Consider the following 18,420-nt stretch of genomic DNA (forward strand, 5'->3'; position numbering starts at 1 on the left):
ACGGATGACGAAGGTTCAACCCGACTGGCTCGCGCTCGCGACGCGTTTCGCGCAGCTGCCCGACGCGCAGCGCGCGGTCTTCATCGACAAGCTCGGCGCGGCCGGCATCGACTTCCGCGTGCTGCCGATCCCGCCGCGCACGCCGCGCAGCGATTGCGTGCCGGCGTCGTTCGCGCAGACGCGGCTGTGGCTGCATGCACGGCTGATCGATGCGCCCGACGCGTATCACATCACCGAGCGCCTGGCGCTGACGGGTTCGCTCGACACGCATGCGCTGCGTCTTGCCTGCGACGCGCTGATCGCGCGCCATGAAGCGCTGCGCACGACCTTCGACGAAGCGCAGGACGGTGTTGCGCAAACGATCCATGCGCCGCTGCGTTGCCCGTGGCGCGAAACCGATCTCGAAGCGTTGCCGGACGCACAGCGCACCGCGCGAGCGGAGGCCGTCGCGACGGCCGACGAAGCCGAACCGTTCGATCTCGGTGCGGCGCCGCTCGTGCGCGCGCACCTGGTCCGCTTCGACGCGACGCATCACTGGCTCGCGTTGACCGTGCACCACATCGTGTCGGACGGCTGGTCGTCGGGCGTGATGCTGGAAGAGCTCGCGGCGTTCTACCGCGCGTATGCGTCCGACCAGCCGGTGCCGCTCGCGCCGCTGCCGATCCAGTACGCCGACTATGCGCTGTGGCAGCGCCGCTGGCTCGACGCCGGCGAACGCGATCGCCAGCTCGCGTTCTGGCGCGAACGGCTCGATCCGCAGCGCGGCGTGCTGACGCTGCCGGGTGCGGCCGCACGGCCGGCGCGCCGCAGTGCGCGCGGCGCGCGTCATGTGTTTTCGCTCGACGCGCGCGTCGGCGCGCAACTGCGTGCGTTCGCGGCCGTGTCGGGTGCGACGCCGTTCGCGGTGCTGCTCGCCGCGCTCGATGTGCTGCTCGCGCGCGCGACCGGCGATGCGCGGATCTGCGTCGGCGTGCCGGCCGCGAACCGCGAACGCGCGGAAGTCGCCGGCCTGATCGGCTTCTTCGTCAACACGCTGGCAATCGACGTGGACGTGCCCGCACACGGCGATTTCTCGTCGCTGGTCGCGCGCACGCAGCGCGCGCTCGTCGACGCACAGATGCACCAGGACGTGCCGTTCGAGCAGGTGGTCGATGCGCTCGGCGTGCCGCGCAGCGCGAGCCACCATCCGCTGTTCCAGGTGATGGCAGCCTACGGCGAGCGCCGCGCGCTGCCGGCGCTCGGCGCGGCGACGGCCGCGTTGCTGCCGTCCGGCACGCCGTCCGCGAAATTCGATCTCACGCTCTCCGTCGAGGCAACACCCGACGGTACGTTCGACGCCGCGTTCATCTATGCGCTCGACCTGTTCGATGCCGACGCGATCGCGCGGCTGGCCGCGCGCTTCGTCACGCTGCTCGCCGATGCGCTCGCGCGGCCTGACCTGCCGGTCGGCGATCTCGACTGGCTGCCCGCCGGCGAGCGCGCACAGCTCTTTGCGTGGAACGCGCCGGCGGGCGCGACCGAAGCCGAACCGTTCGTGCCCGTGCATGCACGCATCGCCGCGCATGCACACGCGCGGCCCGATGCACGCGGCGTTGCCGATATCGATCGTGCACTGACGCGCGGCGAAGTCGATGCACGCGCGGCGCGCCTCGCGCGTCATCTGGTGGCGGCAGGCGTGCGGCCCGAGATGCGCGTCGGCGTCGCTTTGCAGCGCTCGGTCGACCTGCTCGTGGCGCTGATCGCGGTGCTGAAGTCCGGCGCCGCGTTCGTGCCGCTCGATCCGGCCCATCCGCGCGAACGGCTCGCGCAGATCGTCGGCGACGCGAGCATCGCGCACGTGCTGACCGATGGCTCAAGCGCCGCGTCGTTGCCCGAGCTGCCGGAACTGCGCGTGTGGCGCGCCGATGAAATCGATGCGCTCGACGAAGCCGCGGACGTCGCGCTGCCCGACGTGCTGCCGGGCCATGCGGCCTATGCGATCTACACGTCGGGCTCGACCGGCAAGCCGAAGGGCGTGATCGTCGACCACGCGTCGTTCGCGCTGCACTGCGCGGCGATTGCCGAGCGCTACGGCACGGGCGAGAACGACGTGTTCCTGCTGTTCCAGTCGGTCAACTTCGACGGCGCGCACGAAGGCTGGTTTTCGCAATACATGTCGGGCGCCGCCGTATCCGTGACGGCCGACGTGCTGTGGCCGCCCGCGCAGACCTGCGCGATGATGGTCCGCGACGGCGTGACGATGACCTACGTGCCGCCCGGCTGTGCCGCGCAGCTCGCCGAATGGGCGCTCGCGCACGGCGCACCGCCGACGCTGCGTTCGCTGACCGTCGGCGGCGAAGCGACGTCGCGCGAGGCGTTCGCGATGCTGCGCCGCGCGCTGCCGAACGTGCGCGTGGTCAACGGCTACGGCCCGACCGAGACGGTCATCACGCCGACGCTGTGGATGTTCCGGCCCGGCGACGATCTCGCGAAGCTTGGCGACGCCGCATATCTGCCGATCGGCACGCTGGTCGGCGCGCGCACCGCGCACGTGCTCGACGAGCGGCTGCATCCGCTGCCGGTCGGCGTGATCGGCGAACTGTATCTGGGCGGCGAGGGGATCGGCGTCGCGCGCGGTTATCTCGACCGCCCGGCGCTGACCGCCGAGCGTTTCGTGCCCGATCCGTACGGCGCAGCGGGCGCGCGCCTGTACCGCACCGGCGACCTCGTGCGGCGCCGCGCGGACGGCGTGTTCGACTTCATCGGCCGCGTCGATCATCAGGTGAAGCTGCGCGGATTGCGCATCGAGCTCGGCGAAATCGAGGCGCAACTGGCCGCGCACGATGCGGTGCGCGAAGCGTGCGCGGTGGTGCACGGGCAGGGCGCGCTTGCGCAGCTCGTCGCGTATGTCGAACTGACCGCCGATGCACAGGCGGCCGCGCAGCCCGTCGAAGCCGCGATGCTCGACGCGCACCTGCGCCGCACGCTGCCCGACTACATGGTGCCCGCGCAACTGATCGTGCTCGACGCGTTGCCGCGCAACGCGAACAGCAAGGTCGACCGGGCGAGGCTGCCGGCGCCCGTGCGCGTCGAACGTGCGTACGAGGCGCCGCGCGACGGCGATGAAACCGCGCTCGCGGCGATCTGGTGCGACGTGCTGAATCTCGAGCGCGTCGGCCGCGGCGATCACTTCTTCGATCTCGGCGGTCATTCGCTCGCCGCCGTGCGCGTCGCGACGCGCGTGGCCGAACGGCTCGGCCGCGACGTGCCGGTGCGCGCGCTGTTCGAGGCACCCGTGCTCGCGCAGTACGCGCTGCAGGTGGCCGACGCGCCGCGCGCCGCGCATGCCGGCGCCGCGGCGCCTGGCGTCGCGGTGGCCAAACCCGATGCGAACGGCGTGTGGCCGCTGTCGCCCGCGCAGCTCGGCCTGTGGTTCCTGTGGCGCGCGCAGCCGGACAGCGCCGCGTACAACATTCCGGTCGCGCTGCGCGTGCGCGGCCCGCTCGACATCGATGCGCTGCGAGCCGCGTTTTCGTATACGGCGGCCGTGCATCCGGCGCTGCGCGCGCGGCTCGTCGCTCGCGACGGCGCGCTGCCGGGCCAGCGGATCGACACGACAGCGCCGGTTGCGCTGCCGGTCGTCGACTTGTCGGCGCAACCCGATGCGCTTGCCCGCGCGGCGGCGTTGACCGACGAGGATGCCCTCACGCCATTCGACCTCATCGCCGATACGCCGCTGTGGCGTGCACGCGTGCTGCGGCTCGGTGCGGACGACCACGTGCTGTCGGTGACGATCCATCACATCGTGTCGGATGGCGAATCGATCGAACTGTGGCTCGATGCCGTTCGTGCACGCTACGTCACCCGCGTGCGCGGCGGCGACGTGCCGGTCGACGAAGTCGTCCAACTGGCCGTCCAACTGGTCGTACCGCTCGTGCTGCCCGCACCGTGCCATCCGGCCCGCGTCGCGTACTGGCGTGACGCGCTGGCCGAGCTGCCGTCGCGCGTGCTGCCGCAGCGCGCGGACGCGCCGGCCGTGCCGCAATGGCGCGCGGCACGCATCGCGTTCGAATTCGACGCGTCGCTGATTCGCGCCGCACGCGACGCCGCGTCGGCCGCGCACGCGACGCTGCCGATGCTGCTGCACGCGGCGCTCAACACCGCGCTGTTCCGCGCGACGGGCGCGGCCGACCAGCCGGTCGGCGTGCTCGCGTCGACACGCGAGCTGACGGGCGATGCGGCACGCGCTGCGCTCGGCCTCTTCATCAATTCGGTCGTCGTGCGCACGCGGATCGACCCGGCCGCGAGCCGTGCGGACGTGCTCGCCCAGGTGCGCGACACGGCGCTCGCCGCGTATGCGCATGCCGACGTGCCGTTCGCCGACGTCGTCGCGGCGCTGCGCGCGCCGCGTGCCGCGCAGGCCAATCCGCTGTTCCAGGTGATGTTCAACTACCTGCGCCCGACGGGTGCGGTCGCGCGCGACTGGGCCGGCCTGTCGCTTGCCGAATTCGACGACGTGCGCCATCGCGTCGTGTTCACGCTGGAGCTGGACGTCGTCGAGCATCCGGACGGCCGCGTGAGCGCCGCGTTCTCGTATGCGGACGAACTGCTCGACCGCGGTTTCGTCGATGCGCTCGTCGATGTCTATCACGACGAAGTCGCGCGCTTTGCCGGCGCGTCGGAGGCGGCGCTCGGCACGCCCGATACGCGTGTGGTCGCGGATGCGGCCTTCAGCGTGCAAGCAAGCGGGGAAACACGGACCGACGCGCCGTCGCAGGCGGCTGCCGAGCTCGCGGCGCTGTGGTCGGACACATTCTCGACGGCCGCTCCCGAGCCCGGCGCGGACCTGTTCGAAGCCGGCGCGACGTCGTTCGACGTCGTGCGCTTCGTCGACGCGGCCGGCCGCGCCGGTCACGCGCTGACGGTTGCCGACGTGTTCGCGTCGCCGACGCTCGCCGCACTCGGCGCACGGCTCGATGCACGCGCGGAAACAGGACAGGAGGAACGCCATGCTGGCTGAAGTGCGTCCCGACGGTTTCACGATGCCCGATACGTGCCGCCTCGCATTCGCGGACGGGCTGTTCGCCGCGCGCGACGGCACGGAGATCCGCGTCGCGCAGGGTCACGGCATCGGCGCGCAGTTGCTACGCGCGCAACTCGCCGACGACGGCACGCTGCGCCTCGTCGCATACAACCATCGTGCGGCGCCGGCCGACCAGCGGCGCGCGCTGCTGGCCGCGTTGTCCGCGGCGTTTTCGGACGGCGCGCACCATGCGGCGATCCGGCTCGACCCGGCCGCGTGGCCGGCGGTCGCGCTCGACGCGCTGCGCGCGAGCGGCGTGCTCGCCGACGGCGGCCGCTGCATGCGCGACGGCTGGGCGCAGCAGGCCGATCTGTGGCTCGTCGGTACGCACCTGCCGTGCGCGACGCTGCCGATGCTCACCGACGGCCGGCGTCATCCGCGCCGGCCGCCGGCGCCGCGCGGCGACGTCTACGCGCGCGACCTGCCGGCGCTCGGCGTGCGCTTCACGCTGCGCGGCTGGCAGCCGGCGGAAGACACCGTGCGGCTCGCGCGCTGGTTCGACGAGCCGCGCGTGCGCGACGGCTGGCCGGGCGCGCAGCCCGGCGCGGACAGCGCGCAAGGGGCCGCACCCGACGCCGATCCGCACGTGACGCCGCTCGTCGGCTGCTTCGACGGCGAGCCGTTCGCGTACTTCGAGGCGTTCTGGCTGAAGGAAGACGCGCTCGCGCCGCACGTCGCGGCGCGCGACTACGACCGCGGGCTGCGGATGCTGGTCGGCGAATCGCGCTGGCGCGGCGCGCATTGCGTGGCGGGCTGGCTGCCGTCCGTCGTTCATTACCTGTTTCTCGACGACCCGCGTACCGAAGCGGTCGGCTGTGCCGTTCCGGCCGGCCACGCGCGGGTTGCCGACCATCTCGCGCGGCATGGCTTCGCGCGGCAGCGCCGTCTCGCGCTGGCCGACGCGCAGCCGCTGTGGATGCGCACGCTGCGCGAGACGTTCTTCTCCGGCCGTCACGTCTGACGGGCCGGATTCACCGACAAGGGAGCTGAGACATGCAGAGAGAAACCGTTTTCGACCTGATCGGCGTCGGCTTCGGGCCGTCGAATCTGGCGCTGGCCATTCGCCTCGCGGAGCGCGCCGGCGCACGCACGTTCGCCCATTGCTTCGTCGAGCGCCAGCCGGAATTCGGCTGGCATCGCGGGATGCTGCTCGACGACTGCCGGATGCAGATATCGTTTCTGAAGGATCTCGTCACGATGCGCGATCCGAAAAGCCGCTACACGTTCATCAACTACCTGTTCGAACGCGGCCGCCTGAACGAATTCGTCAACCTGAAGAACTTCTATCCGACCCGCGTCGAATTCCACGACTACCTGAGCTGGGTCGCCGATGCATTCGACGACCGCGTCCATTACAGCGAGACCGTGCTGGCGATCGAGCCGGTGCGCGGCGACGGCGCGCGGATCGACGCGCTGCGCGTGCTGTCGCGCGATGCCGCGGGCCGCGAGCGCCAGCGCGTCACGCGCGCGCTGTCGGTCGGCGTCGGCGGCACGCCCGCGATTCCGGACGCGTTCGCCGCGCTCGGCCGCGACCGCGTGATCCATTCGTCGTCGTATCTGACCGACATCGACCGGCTCGTCGCGTCGCCGGACGGCGAGCGCCGGCGCGTCGCGGTGATCGGCGCGGGGCAGAGCGCGGCCGAGGTGTTCATCGACCTCGCGCGCCGCTTCCCGCACGTCGACGCGAGCCTCGTGATGCGCGCAGGTGCGCTGAAGCCGGCCGACGACAGCCCGTTCGTCAACGAGATCTTCAGCCCCGAGTTCACCGACGTCGTTTATGCGCAGCCGCACGACGCGCGCCGCGCGCTGCTCGAGCGCTATCGCGATACCAACTACGCGGTGGTCGACCGGCCGCTGATCGAGCAGATCTACGAAATGCTGTACCTGCAGCGCATCGAGGGCACGCCGCGTCATGCGCTGCTCGCGAACAGCGCGATCGAGGCCGCGGTGCGCATCGCCGACGGCCGCATCGAGCTGACGCTGCGCGACCGGATGAGCGGCGCCACGCGCGTCGAACGCTTCGATGCGCTCGTGCTCGCGACCGGCTACCGCCGCGATACGCATTCCGCGCTGCTCGAAGGGCTCGCGCCGCACCTGGGCGATGCGCTCACGCGCGGCGACGTGACGCGCGACTACCTGCTCGCGACGCCCGAGCACTTCGCGCCGCGCATCTACCTGCAAGGCTGCTGCGAAGACAGCCACGGATTGTCCGACACGCTGCTGTCGGTACTGGCGCGTCGCGCGGACGAGATCTGCGCGTCGCTCGAAGACGGGATCGCGCCCGGCCATGACGATGGCGCGGCCCGGGAGTCGCACGAAAAACGACACGAAAACGGGGTGAGCGCGGGCCGGATGGCTTTCGCTCTTTGACAAAGGCGCGGTCGGAAACCGCATGAAACAAGTGGAGCAGAGAAAGATGGAGTGGGCAACAGGCACGCGTTTGCGTGCGATCGCAGCCGCGGCGAGCGTGGCGTTCGGTGCGGCTGCGGCGGGGCAGGTTTACGCCCAGACGGCACCCGCCGTAAACGCTGGCGCCGCGGCGTCGGCCAGCAGTGCGCAGAACGGCACGCCGAATAGCACGCCGAATGGCACGCTGCCGGCGATCACCGTCAACGCGGCCTCGGAAGGCGACGGCACGGTCGGGCTCGTCGCGAAGCGCAGCAGGACCGGCACGAAGACCGACACGCCGATCAACGAGATCCCGCAGACGATCAACGTCGTCACCGCGCAGCAGATCGAGATGACCGGCGCGACCGACGTGAACGCGGCGCTGCGCTACGTGCCGGGCTTCTCGTCGTACGGTTCGGACAACCGTTCGGACTGGTACGCGGCGCTGCGCGGCTTCACGCCGACCGCCTACGTGAACGGGCTGCAGGTGCCGAACACGATCAACCTCGCGAGCTGGCGCGTCGATCCGTACATGATCGACAGCATCACCGTGCTGCGCGGGCCGACCTCGGTGCTGTACGGCGCGGGCGACCCCGGCGCGATCATCGACGTGCAGACCAAGCTCGCCGACGGCGAGCGCGTGCGCGAAGCCGGGGTGCAGATCGGCAACTACGCGCGCAAGCAGTTCATGATCGACGTCGGCGACAAGCTCGATGCGGACGGCAAGTACGCGTACCGGTTCGTCGGCGTCGCGCGCGACGGCAATGCGCTGACCGGCCCGAACAACGACCAGCGCGTCGCGCTCGCGCCGTCGTTCCGCTGGCGCCCGAACGCGGATACGTCGCTGACGCTGTCCGCGACCTACCTGCAGGACTGGGGCGACATCTCGTCGAACTTCCTGCCGGCGCAGGGCACGGTGCTGCCGAACCCGAACGGCCAGATCAACAAGGACGTGTACGAAGGCGACCCGAACTTCAACTACTACCGCAAGAAGCAGTGGTCGGTCGGTTACCAGTTCGAGCAGAACCTGAGTTCGGCGTGGAAGTTCCGGCAGAACGTCCGCCTGATGCACCTGTCGCTCGACAACGGCTCGGTGTTCGGCAACGGCTTCGTCGAGGGCAGCACGACCGACGTGTCGCGCTGGGCCGGCGTGTTCCAGATGAACTACAGCCGCTTCGACATCGACAACAACGTGGAAGGCCGCTTCGCGACGGGCCCGCTCCAGCACACGCTGCTGCTCGGCTTCCAGTACAACCGCCAGACCGCGACCGACAGCGAATGGCTCGCCGCGGCGCCGCCGCTGAACATCTACAACCCGGTCTACCTGCCCGTCACGACGGCGGTGTTCACGCCCGACTCGACGATCCGCACCAACACGTACACGACGATGAACACGTTCGGGCTGTACGCGCAGGACCAGATCAAGTGGAACCGCTGGACGCTGACGCTCGGCGGCCGCGAGGACTGGGTCAACATGCGGATGGACGACCGCGCGGGCGGCACGTCGACGAAGGCGGACGTGACGGCGTTCACCGGCCGCGTCGGCCTCACGTACCAGGGCGACTACGGGTTGTCGCCGTACGTCAGCTACGCGACGTCGTTCAATCCGCTGATCGGCGTGAACCTGCTCGGCGGCGGGCTGCCGCAGCCGACCCGCGGCAAGCAGATCGAGGCCGGCCTGCGCTGGCAGCCGCCCGGCAAGAACCTGATGCTGAACGCGGCGATCTACCAGATCAACCAGACCAACGGGATCACGCCGGCGCTGCCGAGTCAGGACACGACCGGTACGAAGTCGGTGCAGACCGGTGAAGTGCGTTCGCGCGGGATCGAGCTGAGCGCGACCGGCAAGGTCACGCGGAACCTGTCGCTGATCGCGTCGTACGTGTACCAGGACGTGAAGAACGTGAAGGCGAACGACGTGTCGCTGAACAACTGGCCGGTCGACATTCCGCGGCCGCGCCAGATGGCGTCGATGTGGGCCGACTGGACGTGGCACACGGGGCCGCTCGCCGGTTTCGGCCTCGGCGGCGGCGTGCGCTACCAGAGCGCGTCGGCCGGTGCGGCCGACAACTCGCTGACGGTGTCGAGCGTCACGCTGTTCGACGCGGGCGTGCATTACGACACGCGTAACTGGCGCTTTGCCGTGAACGGGACGAACCTGGCCAACCGCCACTACATCAGCGGCTGCCAGTCGGCCAACGTCTGCGTTTTCGGCACCGACCGCACGGTGATCGCGACCGCGAAATACAACTGGTGACGTCGCGCGCCGCGGCCCGCCGGCCGGCCTTCGTGGCCGGCGCGGGACGGCCGCGGCGCCTTCGTCCGCTTTTTCCACGACGCATCCATGCCGAAGAAAAATCTCGTCTACATCCAGTCGCTGCGCAACGGCGCGGCCGATCGCGCCGGCCAGCCGGTCGCTTATCAGGGCGGCACGCGCTACATGAAGGCGCCGCTTGAATTCCTCGTCGAGCGCCTGAACGACTCGCCGCTCGGCGAGCGCTACACGCTCAAGGGCGTGATCGTCGACGACGACGACGGTTCGCCGGCCGACCGCGCGAAGGTGGCCGACTACGGCTTCGCGCGCACGCCGGGCCGGCCGTGGATCCTGCCGGAAGGGTTGACGGTGCAGGGCCGGCCGGTCGACGAACTGTTCTGCTCGATTCCGTCGACGTACCGGCGGCTGCCGCGCGACGCGCGCGAACGGGTGGCAGGCAAACAGGCGTTCGAGCGCCGCCTGCTCGAACGCCTGCTCGAACTCGACGCCGACGTCGTCGTGCTCGACGGGCTGCTCGTGATCCTCGACGAACTCGTGCGGCCCGGTGCGCGCTTTCACCGACGCATCGCGAACATCCACCCGGGCATCACGGCCGACGATTCGCCGTACCAGCGGCGCGGCGCGTGGGCGACGCTCGACGCGCTGCACGGCGCGCGCGGCGAACGGGTCGACTGGGCGAGCGGCGCGACGTCGTCGGTCGAACCCGTGACGATGACGGGCGCGTCGTTCCACTACGTCGACAACGGCATCGATTCCGGCGAGGTGATCTGCGACGTGCTCGATACGCCGATCGCGCCGGACGACACGATTCTCGAACTGCGCTGGAACAACTTCCAGCGCAGCCTGTTTCCGGCGCTCGAGCGGGGGCTTCACGTGCTCGCCGACCGCCACGACGCGGGAGCACTGTGATGGAAGACACGCTGACGAAACCGGCCGGCGCCGCGGATGCCGTCGAAGGCGAGGTGGCGGCCGCGCTGGACGGCGCCGCGCATGGCCGGGCGACGCAGGTCGCCGAGCACACGCTCGACGCATGGCATCCCGACGACTCGCCGGACTGGCTGCTCGCGGCGTTCGTCCCGTTGTTCAACACCGACACGCGGTACGACGCGGCAACGATCTCGGTGCCGCTCGGTGGCGCCAGTGCGGCGGCCGTCGCGTCGTACGTGGCGCGCGCGGTGCGCGAGGGCGTGATCGACGGCGCACAGGTCGCCGGCGACACACTGCGCCTGAACGTGTCGCGCACGACGTTCTGGCAGAACCCGCGGCCGTGGCTGAGGGCGCCCGCGTCGAGCGGGATGCCGCTGCGCTACGCGATCACGAACGGCCACCGTCATCCGGTGCGGCCGCCGTCGCCGGCCGGCGAGATCTACGCGCGCACCATGCCGCAGGTCGGGATGACGTTCAGCCTGCGCACCGTCGATATCGATGCGCACGCGGACCTGTTCAGCGGCTGGATGAATCTCGATCGCGTCGCGCAGTTCTGGGACCAGCGCGGTACGCGCGACGAGCATGCGGCGTATCTCGCCGAGCGGCTCGCCGATCCGCACATGCACCCGATGATCGGCTATTTCGACGACACGCCGTTCGGCTATTTCGAGTTCTATTGGGCGAAGGAGGACCGCCTCGCGCCGTTCTACGACGCGCACGACTACGATCGCGGGCTGCACCTGCTGATCGGCGACTCGCGCTTCCAGAGCGCGGGCAAGCTGCATGCGTGGTGGAGCGGGGTGCTGCACTACATGTTCGTCGACGAACCGCGCACGCAGCGGCTCGTCGGCGAGCCGCGCGTCGATCACGTGCGGCACATCGCGTACATGCACCGGCTCGGGTTCCATACGCTGAAGGAATTCGACTTCCCGCACAAGCGCGCGGCGCTCACCGTGATCGAGCGCGATACATTCTTCGACACTTTCCGGTTGCCGTGACGGGGCGGGCGCGCAGCGTCGGCGCGACGCTGCGCGCGGCCGTGCATCGCGCCTGCATTGGCCGTTCGGGATATGGACCGCGCGGCCTGCGTCGTGAAGAATGAATCGCTCTCATCATCGACGACAGGCCGACAGCATGGCAAAAACACCCGCGACAGCATGGGGCGCGACGTCCGATCAGCGCCCCCTGAAATTGACATATGCCGACATATGTCTAAAATGGGCGCATCGTACTCCCATGGAGTGGCTCATGCGCACCGTTTCCATTTTCAAGAACGCCCGTAACCAGGCAATCCGTATCCCGAAGGACATGGAGTTCGAGGGGGTGACGGAACTCGAGATCCGCCGCGAGGGCGACACGCTGCTGCTGCGCCCCGTGCGCCCCACGTGGCTGTCGTTCGCGAACGAACCGCTGGCCGACGCCGACTTCCTCGCCGAACGCCCGGCCGTCATCGAATCCGGTCGCTTCGACCTGTCCGGCGATGCCGGCGCGCCGACGGAGTCCGGCCGGTGACCACGCTCTACATGCTCGATACGAACATTTGTTCGTTCATCATGCGCGAGCGGCCGCCCGTGGTGCTGTCCCGGTTGCAGTCGTGCGTCAACGCTCAGCACCGGATCGTCGTGTCGGCAATCACCTATGCCGAAATGCGGTTCGGGGCCGTGGGCAGGAAGGCGTCGCCGAAGCATGCGGAACTCGTGACGGCGTTTGTTTCGCGGCTGGATGGCGTGCTGTCGTGGGATACGGCGGCCGTCGACGCAACGGCCGCGATTCGCGCGGATCTCGCCGCGCGCGGCACGCCGATCGGCGCGAACGATGCGTCGATCGCTGGGCACGCGATCGCGGCCGGCGCGGTGCTCGTCACGAACAACGGCCGCGAATTCGGCCGTGTTGCCGGGTTGTCGCTCGAAGACTGGGCGGCCTGAGCGCAGTGCGGCGAAAGCGCGATAACGCTGCAGTTTCGCAGCGGCGCGTCACGCGTGCGGCGCGGGAGGATCGACGAGGAACGCGTTGCGGAACGCGTCGAGATACCGGTCGGCGTCATCGATGAATTCGCCCGGCAACTGCGCGAACGCGCGTGCCAGCAGATCCTGGCCGAGCGCCGTGTAAGTCGCTGCGTCGGACAACAGCGCGCGGATGGCGTCGCGCGTGTGCGGCGAAGCAATCCGCTTCGCATCCCGCGCGAGCAGCGCGGCGGCGGCGAGGCCCGGCTGGAACGCATGCGTCTCGAGCAGGTCCGGCGCGGCCTCCCAGATGCGCTCGCGATTGCCGGCGTCGTGATAATTGCGCAGCAGGAACAGCAGGTCGTACGCGTCGCTGTTCTGGCGCGCGCGCCGGTCCTTCCATGCGAGCAACTTCAGCAGCGCGAGCGCCGGCAGGCTGGCCACCGGCACCACGGTGCGCGCGTCGATCGACACCGGCAGCGCCGTGTCGACCGCCTCCTGGAACCCGAGCACGTTCAGCACGAATTCGCCGCCCGGCGGCCACGCGATCTCGCCCGGCGGCGTTTCGAGCGGCCCGAACGGCACGAGATCGAGCTCCGTGCGAAAACCGTGCGTTCCGCTTTCGAACAGCAGTTTCTGCTGCTGCTTCGGCGCGCGCGTGAATTGCCCGGTCGCGACGAGCGCATCGACGAGCTGTTCGTGGAACGGCCAGCTCACCGCGCACACCGCGACGTCGACGTCCCGCGTCGCACGCACCGGCCGGATGCCGTGGACATGCCACATCAGGATGTCGCGCGCGGTTGCGCCGGCGACGACGAACGCCGCGTCGAGGCGCGCGCAGGCGCTGCCGACCGCTTGCAGCAGCGCGACCGCCGCCGGCTCGAGCGGCCGGCGCGCATCGACTTCAAGCGGGCGGATGGGCGAGGTATCGGTCATGGATCCGTTCGGCGGCGGCAAGATTGCGGCTGTCTCCGGACGAGACGAGATCCGCGTAGATCAGGAGCGGCGGCACGAGCGGCACATCCTCCTCGCGCCAGTCGAGCGCAGGCGAGCGCGGCCAGAACGCTTCGAGGATTTCGACGTCGCCGCGCTCATCCGGACGCAGGCGGGCCTGGAGCAGCAGGCGGTTCGACACCGCGCCGTGCGTATAGACGGTGATCGCGGCCGGCTTCAGGTCGTGCGTCAGCAGGTCGGCCGCCGGCTCGCCGCCGAGCCGCGCATCGAACGACGCGAAATCGAAGCCGCGCCACCAGTCGGGTGCGAGGCTGGCAAACCGGCGGCTCGACAGTTTCGCGCGCAAGCGGCTCGGGTACAGCGCGACCCATTCCTGCACGAAGCGCGGCCAGTCGGGAATCAGGCGCTCGCCGTTGCGGCGTTGCCCGACGAGGCCGCGCGCGATCAGATCGTCCATCGCGAGATTGACCGTGCCGAGCGCGACGCCCGACGCGGCGGCAATCGCCCGATACGGCTGCGCGACGAGGTTCGGCTGCGTCGCGAGTGCGAACATGACGGCCAGTCCCTTCGGCGTCGTCGCGCGCGACGCCTGCCGGCGCGGTGCGCGTGCGGGCTTCGGCCGGCCCGCGATCATCACGGTCGCCTCCGGCTGAATCAGGCATGCGTTGCCGGCGGTGTCGAGAAACGGGATGCCCTGGTCGGTCAGGCCGGCGGCCAGTTCGGCCGAAAGATGCGGCGCGATCAGCATCAGCGGCCGTTCGCCGGGCATCGGGGTAGCGCCGCCGCGGCGGCGCAATTCCGCGAGTGCGCCCGGCAGCGATTCGATGCGCAGGATCACGGCGGCCGGCATCTCGAAGGCCTGCCCGGCAACGTCGAAGCGGATCATCGCGTCGGCACGCGCCTTATACGCGGCCGGCACGCGCATGGGCCGCGCCCTGAAGCGCCGGGTCGCGCGTTCGAACGCGGCGCAGGCTTCGTCGAGCACATGCTGTTCCGACATCGGGAGGGGGGCATTCTCGGGCATCAGGGGCGATCGCTTGTTCACTTCTTTGTCAGCGTACACAAAAAATGTACAAACGTCAAAAAGTGAACAAATATCCGTAATGCTTTGATCCATAGGAGTTATTTTTGATGTTTGAACGGTCATCGCCGGATCCTCATGCACGTTAATTCGATGCGGAGCGCACAGTTTCGCGTGTCCGGATCATCTGCGGCAGTCATCCGGATGGCCGGCTTGCGCTTGCCGCGCACCGCGCCCGCTACGGCAACTGCCAGTTGCTACCACGACGACTTTCCGTCTGCCCGGTTGCCGGTGAACCGAATATCCTTGGCTGCACATTCCCCACCGGACACAGGAGACGATACCGTGACGCACAGCGTGATTCCCGCAGGCCTCGCCGACGAAATGATCGAGATCCGGCACCGCATCCATGCTCATCCCGAACTGGGCTTCGAGGAATTCGCGACGAGCGACCTCGTCGCGGAGCAACTGCAGTCGTGGGGCTACACGGTGCATCGCGGGCTCGGCGGCACGGGCGTCGTCGCGCAGTTGAAGGCAGGCAACGGCATGCAGCGCCTCGGCCTGCGCGCGGACATGGACGCGCTGCCGATCCACGAGGCGACGGGCCTGCCGTACCAGAGCACGATCGCCGGCAAGATGCACGCGTGCGGCCACGACGGCCACACGGCGATGCTGCTCGCCGCCGCGAAGCATCTCGCCCGGGAGCGCCGCTTCTCCGGCACGCTGAACCTGATTTTCCAGCCGGCAGAGGAAGGGCTCGGCGGCGCGAAGAAGATGCTCGACGAAGGCTTGTTCGAGCTGTTCCCGTGCGACGCGATCTTCGCGATGCACAACATGCCGGGCTTCCCGACAGGCAAGTTCGGTTTTCTGCCGGGGCCGTTCATGGCGTCGTCGGATACCGTGGTCATCGACGTGCAGGGCCGCGGCGGCCACGGCGCCGTGCCGCACAAGGCGATCGATCCCGTCGTCGTGTGCGCGCAGATCGTGCTGGCGTTGCAGACGATCGTGTCGCGCAACGTGTCGCCGCTCGACATGGCGATCGTCACGGTCGGCGCGATCCACGCGGGCGACGCGCCGAACGTGATCCCCGATCGCGCGCAGATGCGCCTGTCGGTGCGCGCGCTGAAACCGGAGGTGCGCGACTTGCTCGAGACGCGCATCAAGGAAGTCGTGCACGCGCAGGCGGCCGTGTTCGGCGCGACCGCGACGATCGACTACCAGCGCCGCTACCCGGTGCTCGTCAACGATGCGCAGATGACCACGTTCGCACGCAACGTCGCGCGCGAGTGGGTGGGCGATGCGAACCTGATCGACGGGATGGTGCCGCTTACCGGCAGCGAGGATTTCGCATTCCTGCTCGAGAAGCGGCCGGGCTGCTACCTGATCATCGGCAACGGCGACGGGGAGGGCGGCTGCATGGTGCACAACCCCGGTTACGACTTCAACGATGCTGCGTTGCCGACGGGCGCGTCGTACTGGGTCAAGCTGGCCGAGGCGTTCCTGGTTTGACGCAGCGGCGTGGCGACGCGACGGTCACCGCACGGTATGCGCAAGCGCGGCCGCGTCCCCGAAATGGGACGCGCGCGCTCTACAGTACTTTCCAAAACCGAAAGGAGCCTGGAGGGAGCGGAGTACTTGGGGTTGGATGGTCGTTAAAGGGAACTGCATTTTAGGGTATGGGGAGTCTCGGTTGCGAGGGGAAGCTGTGACGGGCATAGCCCATAGCGGCTTGCATCCTTGCGGGCTATGCGCGGCGTGCCCGAGCCAGGCTCCATACATCGGGGTACCGAGGCCGGGTTTGGTCGGCAACCTTGCCCATCAGACGTTCCCGCGCCTGGCGAACCTGACGGGCGACTTCGACATCTGTCTGGCTGCGCGCGTGCTGCTTCAGTTGATCGATCGTGATGTCCTTGCGCAGGAAATCATCCACGTCCGGCAGGCTGGCTAGCTTCTCAAGCGGCGTCATCACATCTTCGGCTCGGTGAACGCGTCGCATGCGGCCCGGCTTCCTGGGATCAGGGACTTCGGTGCCGAAAAGGCAGGGTCGGTGCATGTTCAAAAACGGATTAAGCAGATCTACGCAAAAGGCGTTGAACTGCTTCGCCCACTCGGCCGGTATGTGCGCGTAGCCGAATTGCTTGCGCACGACATTGCCGTTCTTGGATTCGGCCAGGGCGTTGTCGTTACAGCGTCGTGGACGTGAGCGGGTGAACTCGATGAGTTGTTCCTTGAGCATCTTCGCGACCTCGTGATTGATGTACTCCGAACCGCCATCGCTGTGAAAGCCAAGAATACGGAACGGAAACTGGTCAATCATGTCGCGCAGTACCGGCAGCATGTGTTCCCGCTCCAACGATGGCACGGTCGCGACGACTTCCCACTGGGTTACGCAGTCGACGGCGTTGATGTGATACACGCCGCGCTGTTCGTCGATGTTGCCCTGATGAACGCTGTCGATGCGGATGAAGCCGGGGCGGTTCTCTGGCGCGGGAGCCCGGCGCACGGCGATTGCCGCGCCTCTGGGATTGGCCTGAGTCTTCGTGTAGACCGTGTGATGCAGACGATAAGCCTGCGAACGTCGCAGGTTGTACAGGTGAGATGCTGAAAGGTGCTGCAGGCGCTCGTAGCGCTCATCGTTGTAGACCTGATACATCCGGCGCAGCACCACGACCATCGCCGGTCCGGAAAGCCTGCCGTACTCGCGCTCGGTCTGGGCGAGCGTGAAGATGTCCTCATCGGTGTAGCGGCGGGCGAAGGCATTCGCGGGCGTGCCCTTCAGCCACGCGAGCCTTTGCCCTTGCACCCAGCGTTGTACCAGCCGTGTCATGTGAGCTCGGCTGAAGCCGCTAAAGCGGCGCAGATAGCGCAGCACGAGCCCCCGGTGAGTTCGCTTGAGCCGGTCGTAGCGAAAGCGCCGTAGCACGGAGGCGACCCATTCGCGCCGTTCGTGAGGGCACGCGGCGGGTGCGAAGTCGAGCGTCTGTGTGCCGTCGAGGACGGCACGCACTTGGTCCAGGGCGCGGATTTGCGATTCGTTCAAGTTGATGATCATCCGGTAAATGATCATCCACCCCGGTGCTCCGATGTCGGTCAACTCGTGCGTATCGGGCCAACAACAGGCTCATTTGCATTGGAAACGCGCCAAAGGCGCTACACAAGAACCAGCGAAGACCCTCGCCCAGGCTCCTGTTCCATTGGAAAGCGCTCTACACGTTGATTTGACGCTCCTTGACATCGGCGCGACAGGCCGCGTGCTACGCTGCGCGCGACGCCGGATCGGCTCGATGAATACAGGTGTGGACGAAATGCGAAAACAGCTTCTGGCCGTGCTGACGGCCTGTGCGGTCGGCGTTCTGGCGGCCGGGTGCGACGACCAGAAGATCGCCGATGCGGTCAATGCGATCAAGCCCGATCCGATGGCGTTCGGTAACCTGCAGCCGGGCGTCTCGACGACCGAGGACGTGCTCCGTCAGGCGGGCAAGCCCGAGATGGTCAGGCAGGGTGACGACGGCTCGCAGCGGTTCGAGTATCCGCGCGGCCCGTACGGCACGAGCACCTACATGCTCGATTTCGGGCCCGACGGCCGGCTCGTGTCGATCACGCAGGCGCTGACGGCGGCGAACATCGCGAAGGTCGTGCCCGGGATGTCGAAGGACGACGTGCGTCAACTGCTGGGCAAGCCGACCGAGGTCGCGCAATACGCGTTGAGCCATGAAGAGGTGTGGAGCTGGCACTGGGCCGAAGGCGGCGTATCGGGCGATGCGATGTTCAACGCGCATTTCTCGCCCGACGGTACCGTGATCCGGACTTCGCGTTCGGAAGCGCCGGGCCGCGAAAAACCCTGACATCG

General features: G+C 68.7%; 13 protein-coding genes. 10 read left to right on the top strand and 3 right to left on the bottom strand.

All coding sequences use genetic code 11. The features are described from left to right. Nucleotides 1–4: 4 nt before the first annotated feature. The 8 genes from FPJ27_RS27225 to FPJ27_RS27260 all read left to right on the top strand — a co-directional run bounded on the left by FPJ27_RS27225 (nt 5) and on the right by FPJ27_RS27260 (nt 12,577). On the top strand, nt 5–4,999 hold the full coding sequence (locus tag FPJ27_RS27225; protein ID WP_204426321.1) for a non-ribosomal peptide synthetase: 4,995 nt from the start codon (nt 5–7) through the stop codon (nt 4,997–4,999). Further along, complete coding sequence (locus FPJ27_RS27230) at nt 4,989–6,023, top strand: GNAT family N-acetyltransferase (protein WP_204426322.1); 1,035 nt, start codon at nt 4,989–4,991, stop codon at nt 6,021–6,023. Before FPJ27_RS27225 ends, FPJ27_RS27230 begins: the two co-directional genes overlap by 11 nt. Before the next feature lie 32 nt (nt 6,024–6,055). Beyond that, the gene (locus tag FPJ27_RS27235; protein ID WP_204426323.1) at nt 6,056–7,432 is read left to right on the top strand and encodes a lysine N(6)-hydroxylase/L-ornithine N(5)-oxygenase family protein; all 1,377 of its coding nucleotides are present in this window, start codon (nt 6,056–6,058) and stop codon (nt 7,430–7,432) included. Nucleotides 7,433–7,454: 22 nt separating this feature from the next. Continuing rightward, complete coding sequence (locus FPJ27_RS27240; protein WP_204426324.1) at nt 7,455–9,707, top strand: TonB-dependent siderophore receptor; 2,253 nt, start codon at nt 7,455–7,457, stop codon at nt 9,705–9,707. Between the two features lie 87 nt (nt 9,708–9,794). After that, nucleotides 9,795–10,634, top strand: coding sequence for a formyltransferase family protein (locus FPJ27_RS27245; protein ID WP_072441434.1), 840 nt, complete (start codon nt 9,795–9,797; stop codon nt 10,632–10,634). After that, on the top strand, nt 10,634–11,650 hold the full coding sequence (locus FPJ27_RS27250; protein ID WP_204423269.1) for a GNAT family N-acetyltransferase: 1,017 nt from the start codon (nt 10,634–10,636) through the stop codon (nt 11,648–11,650). Before FPJ27_RS27245 ends, FPJ27_RS27250 begins: the two co-directional genes overlap by 1 nt. Before the next feature lie 250 nt (nt 11,651–11,900). Then, complete coding sequence (gene vapB / locus FPJ27_RS27255; protein WP_047901212.1) at nt 11,901–12,164, top strand: type II toxin-antitoxin system VapB family antitoxin; 264 nt, start codon at nt 11,901–11,903, stop codon at nt 12,162–12,164. After that, nucleotides 12,161–12,577 carry a PIN domain-containing protein gene (locus FPJ27_RS27260; protein WP_027787436.1) on the top strand — a complete coding sequence of 139 codons (417 nt, stop codon included), beginning with the start codon at nt 12,161–12,163 and terminating at the stop codon, nt 12,575–12,577. Before vapB ends, FPJ27_RS27260 begins: the two co-directional genes overlap by 4 nt. Nucleotides 12,578–12,625: 48 nt before the next feature. Here the strand turns inward: FPJ27_RS27260 and FPJ27_RS27265 are convergent, their stop codons facing one another. Beyond that, nucleotides 12,626–13,531 (bottom strand): nucleotidyl transferase AbiEii/AbiGii toxin family protein, encoded by a 906-nt coding sequence (locus tag FPJ27_RS27265; protein ID WP_204423272.1) that lies wholly within the window; start codon nt 13,529–13,531, stop codon nt 12,626–12,628. Further along, nucleotides 13,500–14,573: a type IV toxin-antitoxin system AbiEi family antitoxin gene (locus tag FPJ27_RS27270; protein WP_204426358.1), complete on the bottom strand. Its 1,074-nt coding sequence runs from the start codon at nt 14,571–14,573 to the stop codon at nt 13,500–13,502. The genes FPJ27_RS27265 and FPJ27_RS27270 overlap by 32 nt, the downstream gene beginning before the upstream one ends. Nucleotides 14,574–14,915: 342 nt before the next feature. On the opposite strand from FPJ27_RS27270, the gene FPJ27_RS27275 reads away from it, so the two are divergent. Continuing rightward, nucleotides 14,916–16,079 (top strand): M20 aminoacylase family protein, encoded by a 1,164-nt coding sequence (locus FPJ27_RS27275; protein WP_204423274.1) that lies wholly within the window; start codon nt 14,916–14,918, stop codon nt 16,077–16,079. Nucleotides 16,080–16,314: 235 nt separating this feature from the next. On the opposite strand, the gene FPJ27_RS27280 is transcribed toward FPJ27_RS27275, so the two are convergent. Further along, nucleotides 16,315–17,664 carry a transposase family protein gene (locus FPJ27_RS27280; protein WP_226263835.1) on the bottom strand — a complete coding sequence of 450 codons (1,350 nt, stop codon included), beginning with the start codon at nt 17,662–17,664 and terminating at the stop codon, nt 16,315–16,317. Between the two features lie 211 nt (nt 17,665–17,875). On the opposite strand from FPJ27_RS27280, the gene bamE reads away from it, so the two are divergent. Beyond that, a complete protein-coding gene (gene bamE / locus FPJ27_RS27285) occupies nt 17,876–18,415 on the top strand; it encodes an outer membrane protein assembly factor BamE (RefSeq protein WP_072441363.1) in 540 nt (179 codons plus the stop codon). Nucleotides 18,416–18,420 lie beyond the last annotated feature (5 nt).

It is taken from the genome of Burkholderia sp. MS455, assembly GCF_016899445.1.
Lineage (GTDB): Bacteria > Pseudomonadota > Gammaproteobacteria > Burkholderiales > Burkholderiaceae > Burkholderia > Burkholderia pyrrocinia_C.

What these genes read in the sequence shown, in the direction of transcription:
- FPJ27_RS27225 (WP_204426321.1), top strand. Translation starts at nt 5, where the DNA reads ATGACGAAGGTTCAACCCGACTGGCTCGCGCTCGCGACGCGTTTCGCG.
- FPJ27_RS27230 (WP_204426322.1), top strand. Translation starts at nt 4,989, where the DNA reads ATGCTGGCTGAAGTGCGTCCCGACGGTTTCACGATGCCCGATACGTGC.
- FPJ27_RS27235 (WP_204426323.1), top strand. Translation starts at nt 6,056, where the DNA reads ATGCAGAGAGAAACCGTTTTCGACCTGATCGGCGTCGGCTTCGGGCCG.
- FPJ27_RS27240 (WP_204426324.1), top strand. Translation starts at nt 7,455, where the DNA reads ATGAAACAAGTGGAGCAGAGAAAGATGGAGTGGGCAACAGGCACGCGT.
- FPJ27_RS27245 (WP_072441434.1), top strand. Translation starts at nt 9,795, where the DNA reads ATGCCGAAGAAAAATCTCGTCTACATCCAGTCGCTGCGCAACGGCGCG.
- FPJ27_RS27250 (WP_204423269.1), top strand. Translation starts at nt 10,634, where the DNA reads ATGGAAGACACGCTGACGAAACCGGCCGGCGCCGCGGATGCCGTCGAA.
- vapB (WP_047901212.1), top strand. Translation starts at nt 11,901, where the DNA reads ATGCGCACCGTTTCCATTTTCAAGAACGCCCGTAACCAGGCAATCCGT.
- FPJ27_RS27265 (WP_204423272.1), bottom strand. Translation starts at nt 13,531, where the DNA reads ATGACCGATACCTCGCCCATCCGCCCGCTTGAAGTCGATGCGCGCCGG.
- FPJ27_RS27270 (WP_204426358.1), bottom strand. Translation starts at nt 14,573, where the DNA reads ATGCCCGAGAATGCCCCCCTCCCGATGTCGGAACAGCATGTGCTCGAC.
- bamE (WP_072441363.1), top strand. Translation starts at nt 17,876, where the DNA reads ATGCGAAAACAGCTTCTGGCCGTGCTGACGGCCTGTGCGGTCGGCGTT.